Source organism: Nonomuraea sp. NPDC048916, assembly GCF_040649575.1.
Lineage (GTDB): Bacteria > Actinomycetota > Actinomycetes > Streptosporangiales > Streptosporangiaceae > Nonomuraea.
Map to the genome: position 1 here is coordinate 129,849 of NZ_JBEZFS010000011.1, position 21,662 is coordinate 151,510.

Sequence of the window (21,662 nt, forward strand, 5' to 3'; positions counted from 1 at the left end):
CGGGCTCAGTCCGGGGCGACGGAGAGCTCGACCTCGCGCCGGATCACCTTGCCCGTCGCGTTGCGGGGGAGCGGCTCGGTGGTGATCCGCCACCGGGACGGCACCTTGAAGTACGCCAGCCGCTCCCGCGCGTACGCGGTCAGCTCCTCCACATGGGCGGGCTCGCCGGCGGAGGTGACGACCACGGCCATGACCTCCTGCCCCAGGTCGGAGTGGGGCACGCCGATGACGACGCACTCCAGCACGCCGGGGTGCTCGGCCAGCGCGTTCTCGACCTCGGCCGGGTAGACGTTCTCCCCGCCGCGCAGGATCAGGTCGGAACGGCGGGTGGTGAGCCGCAGGCGGCCCTGCTCGACCACGCCGATGTCGCCGGTGTGCAGCCACCGGTCCGCGCGGATGGTCCGCGCGGTGGCGTCCGGGTCCTGCCAGTAGCCGAGCATGTTGAACGGGCTGCGGACGCAGACCTCGCCCTCCTCGCCCTCGGGCAGCGCCTTCCCCTCGGGGTCGCGGATCTCCAGCCGCACGGTCGTGATCGGCCGGCCCAGCGTCCCGGGCGCCTCCGCCAGATCCACGGGGCTCGCGGCGGCCACGGCGGTCGAGGTCTCCGTCAGGCCGTAGCTGTCGACCAGGGCCTGCCGCGCCACCGGGAACGCCTGGCGGAGCCGCTCCTTGAAGGCGGGCGACGACGGCGCGGACGCCAGCGCGAAGGACGTCAGGGACGACAGGTCGTACCCCGACAGGTCGCCGTGCTCGATCAGCCGCTTGGCCATCGTGGGCACCGCGCCCCAGTTGGTGACCCGCTCCTTCTCGATCAGCCGCAGCACCCGGTCCACGTCGAAGGCGCCCTGGTGCAGGACGACGGCGCTGCCGTTCGCCAGCCGCGGCACGGCCAGGTTGTGCAGGCTCGCGATGTGGAACAGCGGCAGGACCAGCAGGTAGCGCCGGTCCATCGGGTCGGTCGGGTCGCCGAACGCGCGCAGCAGCGCGTCGTTCATGCGGTGGTACTCGATGACCGACGTCAGATTGCGGTGCGAGTGCATGGCGCCCTTGGGCCGGCCGGAGGTGCCGCTCGTGTAGAGGATGACCGCCGGGTCGTCCTCACCGGCGGCGTGCGGGGCGAGCGGCGTGTCCGGATACAGCCCGGCCAGCCGGGGGACGTCCTCCTCCAGGCTCAGGACCGGGGCCCGGTCGCCGACCACCGCCGCCCGCCTGGCGTCGGCGATGACCAGCTTGGGCGTGGTGTGGCCCAGGGCGTATTCGGTCTCCGGGCGAGACCACCAGGCGTTGTAGCCCACCGCGACCGCGCCGGTGGCGACCGCCGCCCAGAACGACAGGATCCAGCCGGGGGAGTTGGCCGCGTCGATGGCGATTCGGTCACCCGGGCGCACGCCGTGGTCCTCACGTAACGCCCTGGCCAGCGACGCGACCCGGCGGCCGTGCTCGGCGAAGCTCAGCCGCTCATCGGCGGTCACGACGTAGTCGCGCTCGCCGAACCGGACGGACTCGGCCAGCACCTCGCCGAGGTTGCGGCGGCGGTTCCTGAACACCGTCATGCGCGCGCCGAGGACCTCCTCCTCGGCGAGCTCGAACTCGCCGCCGGGGCCGGTCAGGCGCGTCATGATCGCCATCGCCGCGGCCGCAGGATCTGTCGACGTCCCCATCAGCTCCCTCTCCCACCGCCGCACCGCCACGCCGGTGTCCCTCATGGCCGCTCATTCTGTCCGTCGGAGAGCACGCGGGGGAACCTCTCCCGCTCACCGGGACGGGGTGACGGAAGCACTTCTCACCGTGTCCTTCTCGTGATGGAAAGGCGGCTCCCGGTGAGCGGGATCGCCCCGCCCGGAGCGGGCCGGGACACCTCACCATGGCGGCCAATGCCGACGGAACGGGAAGCCGATGGGAATCCTCGACGGGAAGATCGCGATCGTCACGGGCGCCGGCCAGGGCGTGGGACAGGGGATCGCCCTGGCCCTCGCCACAGAGGGCTCGGCCGTCGCGGTGCTCGGACGCACCCCGGCCAAGCTCGACGCGACCTGCGCGCTCGTCCGCGAACGCGGGGCGACGGCCGAGCCGTTCCCGTGCGACGTGAGCGACACGGACGCGATCCCGGCCGTGGTCGACGACGTGGTGGCGAGGTTCGGCGGGGTGGACATCCTCGTCAACAACGCCTACTCCGGCTCCTACGGCCCGCTGCTGTCGATGAGCGACGCCGCCTTCCAGCGAGGTTTCCGCAGCGGCCCCTTCGCCGCCTTCGCGTTCATGAAGGCGTGCCACCCGCACATGAAGCGGCGGGGCGGCGGCAGCATCGTCAACTTGGTCACCTCGGCCATGGTCCGGTGGGACCCCTCGACCTACGGCGCGTACGCCGCGGCCAAGCAGGCCCTGCGCTCGCTGACCCGTACGGCCGCGGCCGAATGGGGCGGCGACGGCATCCGCGCCAACAACATCGCCCCGCACGCCCTGTCGCCCGGCCTCAGATGGTGGACCGAGAACAACCCCGAGGAGGCGGAGGAGTTCCGCAGGACGATCCCGCTCGGCTACATCGGCGACTGCGAGGCCGACATCGGCCGGGCCGTGGTCGCGCTGGCAGGCCCGGACCTGCGGTATCTGACCGGCGCCACCGTGCCGCTCGACGGCGGCCAGGCCAACTTCGGCTGACTCCGCCCCACCCCCCACAGACACCGCCGCGGTCGGGCGGTCACGAAAGGAGAAGGATCGCATGGAAGTCAAGGCGATCACCCGCTTGGCGGCCGGTGCCCTGGCACTGGCGATGCTCGCGGCCTGCGCGAGCGAGCGCGGCGCGGCGCCGCCGGACACCGCCGCCGCCGGGCAGGAGCCCGCCGCCTCGGCCAGCCAGGAGACGTTCGGCACCCTGCAGTCACCCTGCGGGCCGGGCAGCGCCAAGGGCGCGACCGACCAGGGCGTCACCGACACCGCCATCACCATCGGCTACGGCGACGACCGGGGCTTCCCCAAGGCGCCCGGCCTGTCCAAGGAGATGGGCGACGCGGTCAGCGCCATGATCAAGTGGTGTAACGGACAGGGCGGCATCAACGGCCGCAAGATCGTCGGCAACCAGTACGACGCCGCCTACATGCAGGCCGCCACCGTCATGCAGAAGGCCTGCAAGCAGGACTTCATGCTGGTGGGACAGGGCTTCGCCCTGGACGAGGCCGCCGAGCAGTATCGCGTCGCCTGCAACCTGCCCGTGGTCGCCGGCTACACCGTCGGCCCCAACGCCGCCATGGGCCCGATGAAGTTCGAGCCCGTCCCCTACCCGGTGGACCACTTCAACGCCGCGCCGCTGCGCCTGGCCGCCAAGACGTTCCCCGGCTTCGCCGACGTGGACCTGATCACCTCGACCTCCCCGGCCGTCATGGCGGGCAGCAAGAAGATCGAAGTCGCCATGAAGAGCATCGGCGTCACGCCCAAGAAGTGCGGCGTCCAGCTCAACAACGAGGGCGACCCCAGCTACGTGCCGTTCGCCGAGAAGTTCAAGTCGTGCGGCGTCAAGGCGCTGTGGACCTCGAAGTCGCCCGACCCCGCCGCCTTCAGCCTGCTGGAGGCGCTGGACCGCGTCGGCGCCGACCCGACGCTGGTGTTCGAGGCGACCTGGTACAGCCAGGCCGTCGCCAAGTGGAACACCAGCGGCCAGGGCGACAACCTCCACGCCGGCCTGATCTTCCAGCCGTTCGAGAACGCCGGCCAGGTTCCGGCCGTCAAGAAGTACCTCGACCTGGTCAACGCCGAGAACGGCAAGACCGCGCTGCTCGGCATGCAGGCCACCTCGGCGTTCCTGCTCTGGGCCACGGCGGCGAAGGACTGCGGCTCCGACCTCACCCGCCAGTGCATGATCAACAAGCTCAGCCAGGTGCACGAGTGGACCGGCGGCGGCCTGCACGCCCCGACCGACCCGGGCGGCAACCTGCCCGCCGCCTGCGTGCTGATGGTCAAACTCACCGGGTCGACGTACAAGCAGGTCGCCCCGGCGACCATCGGCGAGTTCGACTGCGATCCGGCCAACGTGCTCAAGACGGACCCGTCGACGTGGGGCACCAAGCTCGGCGAGGACCGGGTCGCCACCACGTTCCTGACGCCCGACGTGATCAAGCCGCAGAGCTGATCGCCCCCCCGAGCCGCGGACCGGCCGCCCGCCGGTCCGCGGCCCTTCCTGCCATCCAGAGCAAGGGTCGCGCATGACCACGTTCCTGACCTTCACGATCCTGGGTCTCGTCCTCGGAGCGGTGTACGCGGTCGCCGCCTCCGGGCTGGTCCTGACGTACAACACCTCCGGGATCTTCAACTTCGCCCACGGTGCCCAGGCCATGCTCGGCACGTTCCTCTACTGGCAGCTCGCCTACGGCTGGGGCTGGCCGATCTGGCTGGCCCTGATCGTCGTGGTGGGCGTCGTCGGGCCCCTCATGGGTGCCGTCCTGCATGCCGTGATCATGAAAGGGCTGCGGGACACCGCGGACGTGACCAGGATCGTCGTCACCGTCGCGATCACGCTCGGCATGCTGTTCCTGTCGCAGTGGCTCTGGCACCCGGAGGAGGCCAGGGTCGTCGAGATGTTCTTCGGCGCGAACGCCAAGGTCGAGTTCCTCGGCGTGGTCGTCCGGGCGCACGAGATCATCTGCCTGCTGGTGGCCGCCGGAATCGCCGTGGGCCTGCGGATGCTCTTCACCCGCAGCCGCGTCGGCGTGGTCATGCGGGGCACCGTGGACGATCCCGACCTGGTCCGGCTCAACGGGCACAACCCGGACCGGGTGGCCGCGCTGTCGTGGGCGATGGGCTCGACCCTGGCCGTGCTGGCCGGCATCCTCATCACCCCGATCGGCGGCGGCGCGCTGGAGGCCAACGCGCTCACGCTGCTGGTTATCGACGCGTTCGCCGCCGCGATGTTCGGCCGGCTGCGCAGCATCCCGCGCACCTTCGCCGGCGCGATGGTGCTCGGCTTGGCCGCGACGTACGTCACGGCCTACTTCCCGACCGACTGGACGTGGGCCGGGAACTTCCGGGTCTCGCTCCCGATGATCATCCTGTTCGTGGTGCTCGTCCTGCTGCCCCAGGACCGGCTGCGCGGCGCCGCGATCCGGACCCGCGAACGCTACCGGGTGCCGACCGTGCGCGGGGCCGCCGCCTGGGGCGCCGTCCTGGTGGCCGCCGTTCTCCTGCTCATGCCGCTCATGGAGGACACCTCCATCACCACGTTCGGGCTGGGCATGACGTTCGCGATCATCGCGCTCTCGCTCACCCTGCTGACCGGCTACGCCGGCGAGCTGAACCTCGCGCCGCTGGCGTTCGGCGCGGTCGCCACCGTCATCGCGTTCCACTTCGGGATCACCGGCACCGGCCTGGCCGCCCGGCTCACCCCGGAGGGTGTCCTGCTCGCGGTGCTCGTCGCCGCCGTCGTGGGCGGCCTGGTCGCGCTGCCCGCGCTCCGGCTGCGCGGGCTCTACCTGGCGCTCGCCACCATGGCCTTCGGCGTGTTCCTGTCGAACATGGTGCTGCGCGACACCGTCGAGCACACGCTCTTCGGCGTCACGTTCTCGCTGTTCCCGAACGGCACGCTGATCGTCCCGCCGCTCCGGATCGGCCCGCTCGACCTGCGCGACCCCGGCACGTTCCTGGTCACCTCCACCGCGCTCTTCGCGGTGATCGCCGTCGGCCTGGTCGCGCTCCGCTCCAGCGGGTACGGCAGGCGCCTGGCGGCCATGAAGGACAGCCCCGCCGCCACGGCGATGCTGGGCCAGGACCTGGTCAGGCTGAAGTTCGGCGTCTTCATGCTCTCGGCCGCCATCGCCGGGCTCGGCGGCGTGCTGATGTCGACCGCCTCCGGATCGGTCTCGGGCGAGAACTTCGCCACCATGGCCGGGCTGTCCCTGGTGATGCTCACCGTCGTGGGCGGCATCGGCTACGTCAGCGGCGCCCTGTTCGGCGGGCTGATGTCCGGCGTCGGCTTCGTCGTCATCATCGGCACCTTCAACGACCTGGCCATGGCCGCCCCCGAGATGGCGGGCATCTACAAGACGCTCGGCCAGATCGTGCTGGTCGCCACCGCGCTGATCGGCATGGGCGTGGGCAGGAACCCCAGCGGCCTGGTCCACGACCTGTTCGACGGTTACCGGACGCTGCGCGGCGCCCGGCCCGTGCTGGCCGGGGGCGCCGCCGCCGGGGCCCTGCTCTACCTGCTCGCGCTGACCGGCGTCATCGGCGGCTGGTGGTTCGCCATCCTCACCGCCCTGCTGGTCCTGGGGCTGCCGGCGCTCGGCGGGGCGCTCATGCCGCGGGCCGTGCTGACCGAGGAGGAGCTCGCCCGGCGCCGGAGCGTCCCGCCCGAGCTCGCGGGCGTCGACGAGCCGTACACCGAGGCGCTGCGGGAGCGGCTCGACCGGGAGCTCGGCCTGCCCGCCCGCGAGGGCGGCCGCGGGCCGCGGGCCACGCCGGCCGTCGATGAAGGAGGCGTCCATGCCGTTGCTTGAGACCCGGGGGATCACCGTCCGCTTCGGCGGCAACCTCGCCGTCGACGAGGTGAGCGTCGGCGTCGAGGCCGGCCGGATCACCGGGCTGATCGGCCCGAACGGCGCCGGCAAGACGACCCTGTTCAACACCGTCACCGGCCTGCTGCGGCCCGACGCGGGACAGGTGCTGCTCGACGGCGCCGACATCACCCGGCTGCCGCCGGCCAGGCGGGCGCGGCTCGGCATGGCGCGCACGTTCCAGCGGCTGGAGCTGTTCCTGTCGCTGTCGGTGCGCGACAACGTCAGGGTCGCCGGAGACATCCTGCGGGCCGGCGGCGGGCACCGCGTCGACGTCGCCAAGGAGACCGACCGCGTGCTGGAGCTGACCGGCCTGAGCGACATCGCCGGCCTCGACGTCTCCGCCATCCCGACCGGCCGGGCCCGCGTCGTCGAGGTCGCCCGCGCCCTGATGACCGCGCCCCGGGTGCTGCTGCTGGACGAGCCCGCCTCCGGCCAGACCGAGGCCGAGACCGGCGCCTTCGCCCGGCTGCTGAGCGACCTCGCCGCCGACGGGCTGGCGATCTGCCTGGTCGAGCACGACCTGCCGCTGGTCATGCGGCTCTGCTCCACCATCCACGTCCTCGACTACGGCGCGGTCATCGCCTCGGGCACGCCGCGCGAGATCCAGGAGTCACCCGAGGTCATCGCGGCCTACATCGGCACCGAGGAGGTCTCGACATGAACGACGACCCGGCGCCGCTGCTGGAGCTGGCCGGCGCCCGCGCGGCCTACGGCCCGATCGAGGTGCTGCGCGGGGTGGACCTGAGAGTCGAGGCCGGCTCCGTGGTCGCGCTGCTCGGCCCCAACGGCGGCGGCAAGTCGACCACCATGAAGGTCTGCGCGGGCCTGCTGCCCCTCACCGGGGGCGAGCTCAGACTCGCCGGCCGGCGGGTCAACGGCCTGTCCGCCGAGGACGCGGCGCGGCTCGGAGTGTGCTCCATCCCCGAGGGCCGGGGCATCTTCCCCAACCTGACCGTCCGGGAGAACCTGTGGGTCGCGACCGGCACCGGCACCCGGCTGCGGGACATGGAGGAGGCCGCCTACACCCGCTTCCCCATGCTCGGCGAGCGGCGCGACCAGCTCGCCGGGTCGCTGTCCGGCGGCCAGCAGCAGATGCTCGCGCTGTCGCGCGCCCTCGGCACCGCCCCCGCGATCCTGCTGCTCGACGAGCTGTCCATGGGCCTCGCCCCCATGATCGTGACGCAGATGTACGACACCGTGGCGCAGCTCGTCGCGGAGGGACTGTCGGTCCTGGTGGCCGAGCAGTTCGCCCGCGCCGTGCTGCCCATCGCCGACACCGCCGCCCTCATGCTGCACGGGCGCGTCGTCTCGGTCGGCACCCCCGGCGAGATCGAGGACCGACTGTCAAGCAGCTACCTGGGAGGATGAACGATGCTGACCGAGGAACGACGCGAACAGTTCAGGTCGGAAGTGGCGCGGATGAGGCTGAAGACCGACCGCTCCCGCCACGATGGCAAGGCCCGCCTCCTGGGCGTCCTGCTGATGGTCGCCGGAGTGGCGGGCGGCCTCGTCGCCTACAACAACTCCCTCAGCCAGGACGACGCGCGGGACATCGCCTCCTTCCAGATCCTCGCCACGGCGTGCGTCTCCGTCACCGTGCTCGGCGCCGCGCTCTACCTCGCCGGGGCCGTGGCGGCGGTGCTGCGGCTGTGGCTGCTCCGGCAGCTCGTGGAGGGGCAAGCGCGGGCGGACCAGATCGCCGAGGCCCTGCGAGAGCGCCGGGACTGACGGCCCCCTGCCGGATGTCCCTCCCGGTCAGCGGGATTCGCCGATCGCCGGCGGATCCCGCTGACTAACGTCGGCCCTGCTCCAATCCGGAGTCCGGACGGAGGATTCCCTTGACTCAGACGACACCCCCGGCCAAGGACGTGCCGGACGTGTTCGCCCCCGCGAAGCTCGGTCCGGTGACCCTGCGCAACCGCGTCATCAAGGCCGCCACCTACGAGGGGCTGAGCCGCAAGAGCCTGGTCACCGACGAGCTCATCGAGTTCCACGTGCGCCACGCGGCGGGCGGAGTCGGCATGACCACCGTGGCCTACTGCGCGGTCGCCCCCGAGGGGCGTACGGACCGGAGGCAGATCCTCTGGACCCCCGAGGCGCTGCCCGGCCTGCGCAGACTGACCGAGGCCGTGCACGCCGAGGGGGCGGCCATCGCCGCGCAGATCGGCCACGCCGGCCCGGTCGCCAACCCCAAGTCCAACAGGCTGCCCGCGCTGGCGCCGAACCGGCGTTTCCACGTCACGACGACGAGCTTCACCAGCGCGGCGAGCCGCGCCGACCTGGACCGGATCGTCCAGGCCCACGCCCACGCCGGCAGGATGGCGATCGAGACCGGCTTCGACGCCGTCGAGATCCACCTCGGCCACAACTACCTGGCCAGCTCGTTCCTCAGCCAGCGGATCAACCACCGCAAGGACGAGTACGGCGGCAGCCTGGAGAACCGCGCCCGCCTGTCCAGGGACATCGCCCGCGCCGTCCGCGACGCGGTCGGCGACCGGATCGCGGTCACCGCCAAGCTCAACATGGACGACGGCGTGCCCGGCGGCTTCTGGCTCGACGAGTCGATCCAGGTCGCCCAGTGGCTGGAGCGGGACGGCTCGGTCGACGCCCTGGAGCTCACCGCGGGCAGCTCGCTGCTCAACCCGATGTACCTGTTCAAGGGCGAGGCGCCGCTGCGGGAGTTCGCGGCGGTCATGCCCCAGCCGGTCAGGCTCGGGGTCAAGATCTTCGGCAGGCGGCTGCTGCACTCCTACCCCTACCAGGACGCCTACCTGCTCAAGGACGCACGGCAGATCCGCGCCGCGGTCAAGATGCCGCTCATCCTGCTCGGCGGCATCACCGGCAGGCACGTCATGGACCAGGCGATGAGCGAGGGCTTCGAGTTCGTCGCGATGGCCCGGGCGCTGCTGCGCGAGCCGGACCTGATCAACCGGATGCGGGCCGACGCGAGCGTGAAATCCCTGTGCATCCACTGCAACAAGTGCATGACCGCGATCTACGGCGGCACCCACTGCGTGCTCACCGGCCCCCTGACCGGTCGGGACAAGCCGGACGAGCGGGCCTGAGGAGAGCCATCACCGTGCGACGAGAGACGATCGCCGACCTGCTGCTCGACCGGGCCGGCGACGACCATCCCGGCCTAAGGACCCGCGAGCGGACCTGGACCTGGGACGAGGTGGTCCGCGAGAGCGCGGCCCGCGCCCGGCTGGCGCGCGGGCTGCGCGCAGGCGGGCCGTTCCACATCGCGGTCCTGCTCGACAACGTGCCCGAGTACGTCTTCTGGCTCGGCGCGGCGGCGCTCAGCGGCGCCACGATCGTCGGCGTCAACCCCACCCGGCGCGGCTCTCCCCTGGAGCAGGAGGTCAGGCATACCGACCCGATGCTCGTCGTCACCGACGAGGCCGGCCTGGCGCTGCTCGACGGCCTCGACCTCGGCGTCCCCCGCGACCGTTTCCTGATCGTCGACGGCGAGGATTACGCGGCGCGGGTCGCCGCCCAGGACCGCGAGCCGTACCGCGAGCCCGGCATCACGCCGGAGACCCAGCTGCTGCTGCTGTTCACCTCGGGCACCACCGGAGCCTCCAAGGCGGCCAGATGCTCCCAGGGCCGGCTCGCCCGGCTCGGCCACGCCAACTCCGACAAGTACGACGTCCGGCGGCACGACGTGACCTACTGCTGCATGCCGTTGTTCCACGGCAACGCGGTGATGGGCCTGTGGGCGCCGTCGCTGGCCGCCGGCGCGACCGTCGCCCTCGTGCCCAAGTTCTCCGCCTCCGGGTTCCTGCCCGACGTCCGCTTCCACGGCGCGACGTTCTTCACCTACGTCGGCAAGGCCATCGCGTACATCCTGGCCACGCCGGAGACCCCCGGCGACGCCCGCAACACGCTCACCCACGGCTTCGGCACCGAGGCGTCGCCGGAGGACCAGGCCGCGTTCCTGCGCCGCTTCGGCTGCCGGCTCATCGAGGCCTACGGGTCGAGCGAGGGCTCCGGCATGATCAGGCTGTCGCCGGAGGGGCCGCCGGGCGCGCTGGGCAGGCCCGCGCACGCCGGGGTCAAGGTGGTCGGCCCCGAGACCCGCGAGGTCTGCCCGCCGGCAGTGCTCGACCAGCACGGCCGGGTGACCAACGCCGAAGCGGCCATCGGCGAGATCGTCGACGTCGACGGCGCGGCCAAGTTCGAGGGCTACTACAACAACGAGGCGGCCGACGCCGAACGGGTCCGCCACGGCTGGTACTGGACCGGCGACCTCGGCTACCTCGACCAGGCCGGCTACCTCCACTTCGCCGGCCGCTCAGGCGACTGGATCCGGGTGGACGGCGAGAACATCTCCGCGCTGCTCACCGAGCGCGTCCTGCGGCGGCACCCGCGGATCGTGGCGGCGGCCGTCTTCGCCGTGCCCGACCCACGCTCCGGCGACCAGGTGATGGCCGCCGTCGAGATCCCCGAGGGCACCGCGTTCGAGGACCTCGGCCTGCCCGCCTTCCTGGCCGGGCAGACCGACCTCGGCACCAAGGGAGCGCCGCGCTTCGTCCGGGTCTCCCACGCGCTGCCGGCCACCGGCTCGAACAAGCTGCGCAAGAAGGAGATCCAGCACGACGGCTGGCGGACCGGCGACCCGGTCTACCGCTGGACCGGGCGCGGCGCCCCGGACTACACCCCGATGACCGGCGAGGACAAGGACGCGCTGCGCGCGGAGTTCGCGGCCAACGGGCGACAGCGGTTCCTGCCCTAGCGACCGGCCTCAGCGAAACCGGCTTTGGCGAATCCGGCCTCAGCGAAACCAGCCTTAGCGAAACCAGCCTTAGCGAATCCAGCCTCAGCGAATCCAGGAGGAGAGCGGAACATGGATCTGCGTGAGACCCCCGCGCAACGGCGGCTGCGCACGGAGCTGCGGGAGTACTTCGCGGGCCTGCTGACCGCGGACGAGCGACGCCAGGCCGGCGAGGACGGCGTGGGAGGCTCCCGCTTCCGCGAGGTCGTCGGCCGTCTCGGCGCCGACGGCTGGCTCGGCATCGGCTGGCCGGCCGAATACGGCGGGCAGGGCCGCTCGATCGAGGAGCAGTACGTCTTCTTCGACGAGGTCCAGCGGGCCGGGCTGCCCTTCCCGTTCGTCACCGTCAACACCGTCGGCCCGACCCTGATGAGCCACGGCTCCGCCGAGCAGCGCAGCAGGTTCCTGCCCGGCATGCTGTCGGGCGACATCGTCTTCGCGATCGGCTACACCGAGCCGGGCGCCGGCACCGACCTGGCCTCCCTCACCACCCGCGCGGTCAGGGACGGCGACGAGTGGGTCATCGACGGCAGCAAGATCTTCACCAGCGGCGCCAACACCGCCGACTACGTGTGGCTGGCCTGCCGCACCGACCCGGACGCCCCCAAGCACCGGGGCATCTCGATCCTCATCGTCCCGACCGACGCCCCCGGGTTCTCGTGGAGCCCGATCCGGTGCGTCGGCGGCATGGTCGTCACGGCCACCTACTACGGCGGCGTCCGCGTCCCCGCGGGCAACCTCGTCGGCGAGGTGAACGGCGGCTGGAAGCTCATCACCCACCAGCTCAACCACGAGCGGGTCGGTCTGGCCGCGCTCGGCGGCCGGATGATCCAGCTCTGGGAGCAGGTCGCGGACTGGGCCCGCGACAACGGCGCCATCGAGCTGCCCTGGGTGCAGCGGGACCTCGCCCGCACGTACGCCAAGCTGGAGGCGATGCGGCTGATGAACTGGAAGATGACCGCCGCGGTCGCGCGCGACGCGCTGTCCGGCGCCGACGCGGGCGCGGCCAAGGTCTACGGCACCGAGACCCACATCGACGTGCAGCGGACGCTGTCGCACATCCTCGGCGCGGGCGGGCGGATCCGGCCCGGCTCGCCGGGCGCCGTGCTCGCCGGCCAGATCGAACAGCTGTCCCGGCAGGGGATCGTCAACACCTTCGGCGGCGGCGTGAACGAGGTCCTGCGCGACATGGTCGCCACCCAGGGGCTCGGCCTGCCCCGGATGGGTCGTGGCGTGTGACCGTGCCCGAGGCGGTAACCGACAACGGCCACGACGGCCACGACGGCCACGACGGCCGGGATGGCCACGACGGCCGGGATGGCCACGACGGCCGGAATGGTCGCGATGGTCGCGACGGCCGGGATGGTCGCGATGGTCACGACGGCCGGGATGGTCGCGACGGCCACGACGGCCGGGATGGTCGCGACGGCCACGACGGCCGGGATGGTCGCGATGGCCGGGTTGGCGATGGCCGCGACGGCCACGACGGCTGGGATGGCCGTGACGGTTATGAGGAGCGGCTGGCGCCCTTCGTCGGTCGCGAGATCGTCCCGGCGAGGCCCGGCCCCGACCCGGTCAACGCGCCGATGATCCGCCACTGGGCCGAGGCGATGGGCGACCGCAACCCCGTCTACCTGGACGAGGCCGCCGCCCGTGCGACAGGCCGGCCCGGGATCGTCGCGCCCGCGTCGATGGCGCAGGCGTGGACGATGCGCGGGTACGCCGCCACCGTGGCGGGCCGGGGCGCAGGGCCGGGCTTCGAGGAGCTCGTCGCGCTGCTCGACGAGGGCGGCTACACCTCGGTGGTGGCGACCGATTCGGAGTTCGAGTTTCACCGTGAGCTGGTGCCCGGCGACCACGTCAGCGTGCGGGAGGTCGTCGAGTCGATCTCTCCCGAGAAGGTCACCGCCCTGGGCGCGGGCCGGTTCGTGACCACCGTGCGGACCTACACCGACCAGAACGACGAGACGGTCGCGGTGCAGCGCTGGCGCACCCTGCGCTTCCGCCCCAAGCAGCGTCCCACACCGGCGAACGCGGCACCGCCCGTGAGCGCGGCACCGCCTGTGAGCGCGGCACCGCCCGTGAGTGTGTCATCGGCCGTGAGCGCGGCACCGCCTGTGAGCGCGGCACCGCCTGTGAGTGTGTCGTCGGCCGTGAGCGCGGCACCGCCTGCGAGTGTGTCATCGATCGCGAGTGCGGAGGCGTCGGGCGGGGGCGGCGGGTCGACGGCGGCGCTCCGGCCGAGGCCGGCGGTGAACCGGGACAACGCGTTCTGGTTCGAGGCGGCGCGCGAGCACCGGCTGGTCATCCAGCGCTGCGCCGCGTGCCGGGCGCTGCGCCATCCGCCGGGCCCCTGCTGCCCGGAGTGCGGTTCGTTCGACTGGGACACCGTCGAGGCGTCCGGCCGCGGGCGGGTCCACAGCTTCGTGGTCAGCCACCACCCGCGCCACCCGGCGTTCGAGTACCCCCTGATCGTCGCGGTCGTGGAGCTCGAGGAGGGCACGCGGCTCATCACCAACCTGACCGGCGTCACACCGGACGAGGTCGAGATCGACCTGCCGGTCACGCTCGGCTGGCTCGACGCCGACCCCGGCCTCTCACTTCCCGTGTTCCGGCCGGTCGCACAGGAGGAGCAGCACTGATGGACTTCACCCTGGACGAGGAGCTCGAAGAGGTTCGCGCTCTGGCGCACGAGATATTCACCGACCGTGCCACCACCGATCGCGTCCGCGTCGCCGAGAGCTCCGAGACCCACCTCGACGAGGCGCTCTGGTCGGAGCTGGGCAAGGCGGGCCTGCTCGGGATCGCCGCGCCGGAGGAGGCGGGTGGCGCCGGGCTCGGTCTGGCCGCGCTCTGCGTGCTGCTGGAGGAGCAGGGCCGGTTCGTGGCCCCGGTCCCGCTGTGGCCGGCCGCCGTCGCGGCCCTCGCGATCGCCGGGCACGGCACGCCCGCGCAGCGTGCGAGCCTGCTGCCCGGCGCGGTGGACGGCACGTCCCGGCTCACCGTCGCGCTGGAGGAGTTCGGCCCCGCCGACCCGGCCGACCCGGCCTGCACCGCCCGCCGAGACGCCTCCGGTCGGGGCGCCTCCGGTCGGGACGGCTCCGGTCGGGGCGGTGACGTGCGGGACGGTGATGGTCGGGGCGGCTCCGGTCGGGGCGGCGACGCGCGGGACGGTGATGGTCGGGGCGGCGACGCGCGGGACGGCGACGCGCGGGACGGCGGCGGGGTGCCGGACGGCGGGGGGTGGCGGCTGACCGGGACGAAGGCCGTGGTCCCGTCGCCGTTCGGCGCGAGCCACGTGCTGGTCTCGGCCGCCACCGAGGAGGGGCCGGGCCTGTTCCTGGTCGACTCCGGCGCCGAGGGCGTCGCCTGGGAGCGGGTCGAGACCACCACCCACGACCTGGCCGGCAACCTCACCCTGACCGGCGCCCCCGCGCAGGCGGTCGGCCCGCCGGGTGGCGGAGCCGTCACGTGGACCGTCGAACGCGCCGCCGTCGCCCTGGCGGCGCTGCAGCTCGGCGTCGCCCAGGGCGCTCTGCGGCACGCGGTGACCTACCTCGCGGAACGCAGGCAGTTCGGCCGCCCGCTGGCCACCTTCCAGGCGGTGCAGCACCAACTCGCCGACTGCTACATCGACATCGACGCCATGCGGGTGTGCCTCTGGCAGGCCGTCACCACTCTCGCGGAGGGCTCCGCGACGGCCGACGTGCTGGTAGCGAAGTGGTGGGCCGGCGACGCCGGGCTGACCGTGGCCCACCGGGTGCAGCACGTGCACGGCGGCATCGGCGTCGACGTCGATTACCCCGTGCACCGGCACTTCCTGTGGGCCAGGCAGATCGCCGGGACCCTGGGCGGGCCGAGCGCCGACCTCGCCCGCCTCGGCGCCGTGCTCGCCGCCGGGCCGGTGGCCCGATGAACCTGCCGTCCAGGGCGTACGACGAGGTGGCGGTGGGTGAGTCGCTCCCGGAGCTGGCGATCCCGCTGACCCGCACCCTGATCGTCGCGACCGCCATCGCCAGCCGCGACTACCAGGACGTCCACCATGACCCCGGCCTGGCCGTCGAGCGGGGATCCGAGGACGTCTTCATGAACATCCTGACCACCAACGGCCTGGTCGACCGCTACGTCACCGAGTGGGCGGGACCCGCCGCCACGGTCAAGGCCATCCGGATCAGGCTCGGCGCGCCCAACCATCCCGGCGACACGATGGTGCTGACCGGCACCGTCACCGCCAGGCACGACGAGGACCACCGGGTCGAGATCGCCGTGCGCGGCGTGAACGGCCGGGGCGTCCATGTCTCCGGCACCGTCGCCGTACGGTTGCCGGCGCCGGGCCCGAAGGACGCGACATGAGCCACCGCCCGAGCTCCCTGTCCGGCGCCGCGGCCATCGCGGGCATCGGCGCCACGGAGTTCTCCAAGAACTCCGGACGCAGCGAGCTGCGGCTCGCCTGCGAGGCCGTGCTCGCCGCCGTCGCCGATGCCGGGCTGAAGCCGTCCGACGTCGACGGGATGGTCACGTTCACCGCCGACACCAGCTCCGAGATCCACATCGCCCGCAACACCGGGATCGGCGAGCTGACGTTCTTCTCCCGCGTCGGGCACGGCGGCGGCGCGGCCTGCGGCACGATCCAGCAGGCCGCCATGGCCGTCGCGACCGGCGTCGCCGAGGTCGTCGTCTGCTACCGGGCGTTCAACGAGCGGTCGGGCGAGCGCTACGGCCTGGGCCAGGCGGATCGGCCGATGGACACCGGCGCCGACCGTGCCGCCTACTCCTGGATGACGCCGTTCGGCCTGTCGACTCCGGCCCAGTGGGTCGCCATGTTCGCCCGCCGCTACATGCACGAGTACGGGGCGACCAGCGAGGACTTCGGCCGGGTCGCGGTCGTGGACCGCCGGCACGCCGCCACCAATCCGGCGGCCTGGTTCTACCAGCGGCCCATCACCCTGGAGGAGCATCAGGCCTCGCGCTGGATCGCCGAGCCGCTGCGCCTGCTGGACTGCTGCCAGGAGAGCGACGGCGGCCAGGCGCTGGTCGTGGTCTCGGCCGAGCGGGCGCGCGACCTGCCGCACCCGCCCGCGGTCATCCGCGCCGCGGCCCAGGGCGCGGGCGCCGACCAGCACATGATGACCAGCTACTACCGCCCCACGATCAGCGGCATCCCGGAGATGGGGCTGGTGGGCCGGCAACTGTACGGCCAGAGCGGCCTCGGCCCCGGGGACATGCACGCGGCGATCCTGTACGACCACTTCACGCCGCTGGTGCTCCCGCAACTGGAGGAGCTCGGCTTCTGCGGCAGGGGGGAGGCCAAGGACTTCGTCGCCGCCGGCGACCTCGAACTCGGCGGGCGGCTGCCCTTCAACACCCACGGCGGCCAGCTCGGCGAGGCGTACCTGCACGGCATGAACGGCGTCGCCGAGGCCGTCCGGCTGGTCCGCGGCACCTCGGTGAACCAGCCCGCCGGGGTGCGCAACGTGATCGTCACCGCGGGCACCGGCGTGCCCACCAGCGGCCTGGTCCTGGGACGCGACACGTGAGCGGCGCGGACGCCGGCACGTGGATCGGCCACCACCTCGGCGAGCGGACGGTCGCCTACGACGAGCGCGAGGCGATCCTCTACGCGCTCGCCGTGGGCGCCGGGGCGACGGACCTCGACCTGGTCTTCGAGGAGCGGCTGCGGGTGCTGCCCACGTTCGCGCTGACGAAGGCGCAGTGGGCCCCCGACGCCCTCGGCTCGCTCGGCGCGTTCGACACCAGGACCGCCGTGCACGGCGCCCAGCGGCTGCGGGTGCGCGGGCCGCTGCCGCCGGCGGGTGAGCTGACCATGTCGGCGCGCGTCGCCCAGGTCTGGGACAAGGGGCGTGCCGCGGTCTTCGAGGTGGAGGTGGAGAGCGACTTCTTCGTCGCCACCTGGTCGCTGTTCGCGCCCGGACACGGCGGGTTCGGCGGCGAGCGGGGACCGTCGGCTCCCGTCCGGCCCGAGCCGCCGCCCGGCCACGAGCTGCGCCTCGAAACCTCGCCCAACCAGGCCGCCCTCTACCGCCTGCTCGGCGACCGGCACCAGATGCACATCGACCCGCGGGCGGCCAGGGAGGCCGGGATGCCGAGGCCGTTCCTGCACGGCCTGTGCACGCTGGCCGCGGTGACGCTCCCGCTGGCCGCGGCCGTCGGGGCGCACCCGGCCGACCTGACCGAGCTGGACGGCAGGTTCGCCGCCCCGGTCTTCCCCGGTGACCGGCTCACCGTCCGCAGCCGGGAGGGCGGGCAGGCCGTGCTGTTCGAGGCGGAGGTGAACGGCACGACCGTGCTCTCGGGCGGTCGCGCTCAGTTCCGCGTCACCGTGTAACGGGCCGGGAACTCGCCTCCGCCGTGCACCGCGATGTCCACGCCGGTGAGGTAGGAGGCGAGGTCGCTGGCCAGGTAGAGGCAGGCGTTGGCGACGTCGGCCGGCACCGCCATCCGCTTCATCGGGATGACCTCGGCGACGGCCGCGCCGCCGTCCTCGCCGTACAGCGCGGCCGCCGACTCGGTCCGGATCAGGCCGGTGGTGATGTGGTTGATCCGCACCTTCGGCGACCACTCCAGCGCCAGGGCCCTGGTGAGCATGAGCAGGCCCGCCTTGGCCGCCGAGTAGGCCGCGGTGCCCGGCTGAGGGTCCACGCCGGAGACGCTGCCGATGTTGATGATCGAGCCGCCCGTCTCCTGTGAGCGCATGACCTTGTTGGCCGGCTGGGCCACGTAGAACGGGGCGAGCAGGTTCAGGTCGACGATCCGGGCGACGAACCTCGGCGAGACCGTCGCCGCGTCGGAGTCGGGGGAGCCCCCGGCGTTGTTGACCAGCACGTCGAGCCGTCCGAGCAGCTCGACCGCCTGCTCCACCAGCCGGGCGGCGGCGCCCGCGTCCCGGATGTCGGCCGCGATGAACCGGGCCGTCCTGCCACCCCCGCTCGGCAGCGCGTCCGGCTCGTTACGGCCGCACACCACCACGTCGGCGCCCGCGGCGAGGAACGTCCGCGCGATCTCGAAGCCGATACCCTTGGTGCCGCCGGTGACCAGCACCGCCCGGCCGCCGAAGTCCAGCGTCACATCCACCGAAGCCCTCCCGCACAGTCCGCCGAACGATTCCCGACCGATCCCCGAACGATCCCCGAACGATCCCCGAACGATCCCCGAACGATCCCCGAACGATCCTTCGGAGGGTACGACCGGACGGATTGACGCGGGGGGCGGATACCGGCCACCGGGACGGCCGCTCCGCCGGGCCCCGCCGCGAGTCACCATGGGCCACGGCGCGGGCGTGGCGCGACACCGGCGCCGCCGGATCGGACCGCGTCCCGACTGAGAAGGCAGGGAGTTATGAGCGACAACGAGGCACTGACGATTCCCGGCGTCCTGGAGCGGGCGGCCCGGGAGTTCCCCGACACCGAGGCCGTGGTGGACGGCGCGTCCCGGCTGACCTACGCGGAGTTACTGGCCCGGGTGCGCGAGGCGGCCCGGGCCTTCGTCGCGCTCGGCGCCCTGCCGGGGGACCGGGTCGCGATCTGGGCGCCGAACGGCCTGCGCTGGATCGTCACCGCCCTCGGCGCGCTGAGCGTCGGCGCGGTCGTGGTGCCGATCAACACCAGGTACAAGGGTGAGGAGGCGCGCTGGCTGCTCGGTCGTGGCCGCGCCCGGTTCCTCTTCGTGGAGGACGGCTTCCTCGGCAACTCCTACCTCGCCATGCTCGGCCTGCCCTCCGCCGGCGGGCCCTCCGGTGAGGGGCACGACGCCGCGGCCGGGTTGCCCGAGCTGTCCACGGTCGTGACGTACGACGACGTGGCCCGGCCGGGGGCTGTCGCCTGGAAGGACTTCGTCGCGGGGGCGGCCGGTGTCCCGGAGGAGGAGGCGGTCGCCCGGGCCGCCGCCGTGCGTCCCGACGACGTGGCCGACATCCTGTTCACCTCCGGCACCACCGGCAGGCCCAAGGGCGCCATGTGCACCCATCGCCAGAACGTCCGCACCTACCTGGCCTGGAGCGCGCGCAACGGGCTCCGCCACGGCGACCGCTACCTGATCGTCAACCCGCTCTTCCACAGCTTCGGGTTCAAGGCCGGGATGTTCGCCTGTCTTCTGCGGGTCGCCACGATGGTGCTGCAGCCGGTGTTCGAGGCGGGGGAGACGATGCGGCTGATCGAGGCCGAGAGGATCACCGTCCTGCCCGGCGCGCCGACCATCTACATCACGATGCTGGACGCGCCCGAGCGCGACCGCTACGACCTGTCCTCGCTGCGGCTCGCGGTGACCGGCGCGGCGGTGGTGCCGGTCGCCCTGGTCCGGCGGATGCGGGCCGAGCTCTTCCCCGAGGTCGTCACCGCGTACGGGCTGACGGAGGCGTGCGGCACGGTCACCGCCTGCTCGCTCGACGACGACGACGAGACCGTGGCCGGCACCGCCGGGCGGTCCATCGAGGGCGTGGAGGTGCGCGTGGCGGACGCCGCGGGCGAGCCCGTGCCGGTGGGAGACGACGGCGAGGTCCTCGTCCGCGGCCACAACGTGATGCTGGGCTACCTCGACGACGAGGAGGCGACTGCCGCCACGATCAGGGACGGCTGGCTGGTGACCGGCGACCGCGGCCGGCTCGACGAGCGCGGCAACCTGACCATCACCGGCCGGTCCAAGGACATGTTCGTGGTCGGCGGGTTCAACGTGTATCCCGCCGAGGTCGAGCAGGTGCTGGCCGCCGTCGAGGGCGTCGCCGAGGCCGCGGTGGTCGGCGTGCCGGACGCCCGCCTGGGGGAGGTGGGCCGGGCCTACGTCGCGCCCCGCCCCGGCGCCGTCCTCGCCCCCGACGCGCTGATCGCCCACTGCCGGGACCGGCTGGCCAACTTCAAGGTGCCCCGCGAGGTCGTCCTCGTCGACCGCCTTCCCCGCAACGCGGCCGGCAAGGTGGACAAAGCGGGCCTGCCCGCTCTCGCCCCCGGCTAGTGTCCTGCGCGGCCCGCAGGACAATGGCCTGATCGCTGCCTCCAGCAGATGGAGGTACGCGACAGACTCCGGCTCCCGCGTGACGGCCGCTAGTCAAGGTCCGGGGTATCGTGCCCGCCGGGCAGTGGCCTGAGCTTCGGCATGTCGAGAGGCTCCGGCCTCGCCGCCCAGGGCACGGCGACCCTCATGGTGACGTTGCCGGGATAGCCCACGACATACCCCTTCGCCAGGGGAGGAAGCTCTTTCCAGTATCCTCGCCAGGTCTCCGAGCCGAGTCCGGCCACGAGCTTACTTTCCCCCGTGCCGACATAGAGCATGTTCAAACCGCTCGCGAGTATGGTCGCGATCACCACGTCCTTGCCGGTCTGCTCCCACGACTTGTTCTCGACCCGGTCGTTCCAGAACGTGGAAGTACTGCCGGCGGCGGCCCCCTGGATCAGGTTGCGCTTCCATGGCTTCATCGCGGCCAACGCGGAAATGCCAGAGGTCCCCCCGAGCATGCCGCTGACGGTGGCGGAGTTACTGCCTTCGGCGATCGACAGAAGAGACCTGTCGAGCGGGTGCCGTCCGCGGAACGGGTTGGCCGCGGCGTTGATGGCGAAGTTGCCGAACAGCCCCCACCGATACAGCTGCCAGTACGATTTCCACGACCCTCGGGCCATCTGGAGGAAGGTCTGGCGTTCGTTGCCGACTTTCGTGCCGAGGCCGCGCACCACCCGCGATCGGCCGACGGTTATCGTGAGGGTCCTCAGAAGTCCACTGAGCGTACGGAAGATCAGCTGAAGTCTGCCGAGAGTCGTGGCGGCGGCGAAGGCGACCTCGCTGGTCGTCTTCGCCGTCCTGGCCCAGGCCGCCAAGCTACCCAGACCGGCGGTGACACTCGAGATCGCCACCGCCATCGCGATCGCTGTGAGCAGACTTTTCACCAGCTCCGCCATGGCCCTCTGCGTACTGACTGACACATCGGCGGCGTTTTCGAGGATGGTGGAGGCCTCGCCGAGCTGAGCGATGGCCTGTAACCGGAATTCCGGGTCGAGAAGCCTTCCGTAGTTCTCTTTGAACTCGGTCGCGCTGTTGCCTTGCCAGGTTCCGAGCAGATCTTCCGCTTGGGCGATCTCGCCGTTCGCCTCCTTCAGGGCCGACTGCATCCGCCGGCAGGCCTCTGCCATGGTTCTCAGGCGGTGCACGTCCTCGTCGTTTCCTATGCGACGTATCGCGTTGAAGAGGGTCTCAAGGAGTTGCAGAGGGCTCTCGTACCACTCGGCCATGTATTTCCGTTCACACGAAGGTCGCCCGCGAGGCGGGTCAGGGTTCAGACGCAGCCGCCGCGGTAGCTCACCTCGAAGATCAGCTCGTGCCTCACGTCCGCGACATCAGATGAC

18 protein-coding genes are annotated in these 21,662 nt (G+C 72.3%); 15 read left to right on the forward strand and 3 right to left on the reverse strand.

Features of this window, described 5'->3' with window-relative positions; translation table 11 throughout:
* Nucleotides 1-5 precede the first annotated feature (5 nt).
* Nucleotides 6-1,706 carry a class I adenylate-forming enzyme family protein gene (locus AB0C16_RS13755; protein WP_357682305.1) on the reverse strand — a complete coding sequence of 567 codons (1,701 nt, stop codon included), beginning with the start codon at nt 1,704-1,706 and terminating at the stop codon, nt 6-8.
* Between the two features lie 190 nt (nt 1,707-1,896).
* On the opposite strand from AB0C16_RS13755, the gene AB0C16_RS13760 reads away from it, so the two are divergent.
* The 14 genes from AB0C16_RS13760 (at nt 1,897) to AB0C16_RS13825 (ending at nt 17,662) form a co-directional block, all read left to right on the forward strand.
* The gene (locus tag AB0C16_RS13760) at nt 1,897-2,658 is read left to right on the forward strand and encodes an SDR family oxidoreductase (RefSeq protein ID WP_357682307.1); all 762 of its coding nucleotides are present in this window, start codon (nt 1,897-1,899) and stop codon (nt 2,656-2,658) included.
* A 61-nt stretch (nt 2,659-2,719) separates the two neighbouring features.
* Nucleotides 2,720-4,123: an ABC transporter substrate-binding protein gene (locus AB0C16_RS13765; protein ID WP_357682309.1), complete on the forward strand. Its 1,404-nt coding sequence runs from the start codon at nt 2,720-2,722 to the stop codon at nt 4,121-4,123.
* Nucleotides 4,124-4,196: 73 nt separating this feature from the next.
* On the forward strand, nt 4,197-6,482 hold the full coding sequence (locus tag AB0C16_RS13770) for an ABC transporter permease (RefSeq protein ID WP_357682311.1): 2,286 nt from the start codon (nt 4,197-4,199) through the stop codon (nt 6,480-6,482).
* Entirely contained in the window at nt 6,469-7,203 is a 735-nt protein-coding gene (locus AB0C16_RS13775; RefSeq protein ID WP_357682313.1) for an ABC transporter ATP-binding protein, read from the forward strand. Before AB0C16_RS13770 ends, AB0C16_RS13775 begins: the two co-directional genes overlap by 14 nt.
* Nucleotides 7,200-7,910: an ABC transporter ATP-binding protein gene (locus tag AB0C16_RS13780; protein ID WP_357682315.1), complete on the forward strand. Its 711-nt coding sequence runs from the start codon at nt 7,200-7,202 to the stop codon at nt 7,908-7,910. Before AB0C16_RS13775 ends, AB0C16_RS13780 begins: the two co-directional genes overlap by 4 nt.
* Before the next feature lie 3 nt (nt 7,911-7,913).
* A complete protein-coding gene (locus AB0C16_RS13785; RefSeq protein ID WP_357682317.1) occupies nt 7,914-8,270 on the forward strand; it encodes a hypothetical protein in 357 nt (118 codons plus the stop codon).
* A 110-nt stretch (nt 8,271-8,380) separates the two neighbouring features.
* Nucleotides 8,381-9,607, forward strand: coding sequence for an NADH:flavin oxidoreductase (locus AB0C16_RS13790; protein ID WP_357682319.1), 1,227 nt, complete (start codon nt 8,381-8,383; stop codon nt 9,605-9,607).
* A gap of 14 nt (nt 9,608-9,621) precedes the next feature.
* Nucleotides 9,622-11,277: an AMP-binding protein gene (locus AB0C16_RS13795; RefSeq protein ID WP_357682321.1), complete on the forward strand. Its 1,656-nt coding sequence runs from the start codon at nt 9,622-9,624 to the stop codon at nt 11,275-11,277.
* A gap of 111 nt (nt 11,278-11,388) precedes the next feature.
* Nucleotides 11,389-12,555: an acyl-CoA dehydrogenase family protein gene (locus tag AB0C16_RS13800; RefSeq protein WP_357682323.1), complete on the forward strand. Its 1,167-nt coding sequence runs from the start codon at nt 11,389-11,391 to the stop codon at nt 12,553-12,555.
* 2 nt (nt 12,556-12,557) lie between these two features.
* Nucleotides 12,558-13,958 (forward strand): MaoC family dehydratase N-terminal domain-containing protein, encoded by a 1,401-nt coding sequence (locus AB0C16_RS13805; protein WP_357682324.1) that lies wholly within the window; start codon nt 12,558-12,560, stop codon nt 13,956-13,958.
* On the forward strand, nt 13,958-15,232 hold the full coding sequence (locus AB0C16_RS13810; RefSeq protein WP_357682326.1) for an acyl-CoA dehydrogenase family protein: 1,275 nt from the start codon (nt 13,958-13,960) through the stop codon (nt 15,230-15,232). Before AB0C16_RS13805 ends, AB0C16_RS13810 begins: the two co-directional genes overlap by 1 nt.
* The gene (locus AB0C16_RS13815) at nt 15,229-15,669 is read left to right on the forward strand and encodes a MaoC family dehydratase (protein WP_357682328.1); all 441 of its coding nucleotides are present in this window, start codon (nt 15,229-15,231) and stop codon (nt 15,667-15,669) included. The genes AB0C16_RS13810 and AB0C16_RS13815 overlap by 4 nt, the downstream gene beginning before the upstream one ends.
* The gene (locus AB0C16_RS13820) at nt 15,666-16,853 is read left to right on the forward strand and encodes a lipid-transfer protein (protein WP_357682330.1); all 1,188 of its coding nucleotides are present in this window, start codon (nt 15,666-15,668) and stop codon (nt 16,851-16,853) included. Before AB0C16_RS13815 ends, AB0C16_RS13820 begins: the two co-directional genes overlap by 4 nt.
* A complete protein-coding gene (locus tag AB0C16_RS13825; RefSeq protein ID WP_357682332.1) occupies nt 16,850-17,662 on the forward strand; it encodes a MaoC/PaaZ C-terminal domain-containing protein in 813 nt (270 codons plus the stop codon). The genes AB0C16_RS13820 and AB0C16_RS13825 overlap by 4 nt, the downstream gene beginning before the upstream one ends.
* Here AB0C16_RS13825 and AB0C16_RS13830 read toward each other — a convergent pair.
* Nucleotides 17,641-18,408, reverse strand: coding sequence for an SDR family oxidoreductase (locus AB0C16_RS13830; RefSeq protein ID WP_357682334.1), 768 nt, complete (start codon nt 18,406-18,408; stop codon nt 17,641-17,643). The genes AB0C16_RS13825 and AB0C16_RS13830 overlap by 22 nt on opposite strands.
* Before the next feature lie 264 nt (nt 18,409-18,672).
* Between AB0C16_RS13830 and AB0C16_RS13835 the strand changes: the two genes are divergently transcribed.
* Nucleotides 18,673-20,280 carry a FadD3 family acyl-CoA ligase gene (locus AB0C16_RS13835; RefSeq protein ID WP_357682336.1) on the forward strand — a complete coding sequence of 536 codons (1,608 nt, stop codon included), beginning with the start codon at nt 18,673-18,675 and terminating at the stop codon, nt 20,278-20,280.
* Nucleotides 20,281-20,369: 89 nt separating this feature from the next.
* Here AB0C16_RS13835 and AB0C16_RS13840 read toward each other — a convergent pair whose 3' ends face one another.
* A complete protein-coding gene (locus AB0C16_RS13840; RefSeq protein ID WP_357682338.1) occupies nt 20,370-21,548 on the reverse strand; it encodes a hypothetical protein in 1,179 nt (392 codons plus the stop codon).
* Nucleotides 21,549-21,662: the final 114 nt, after the last annotated feature.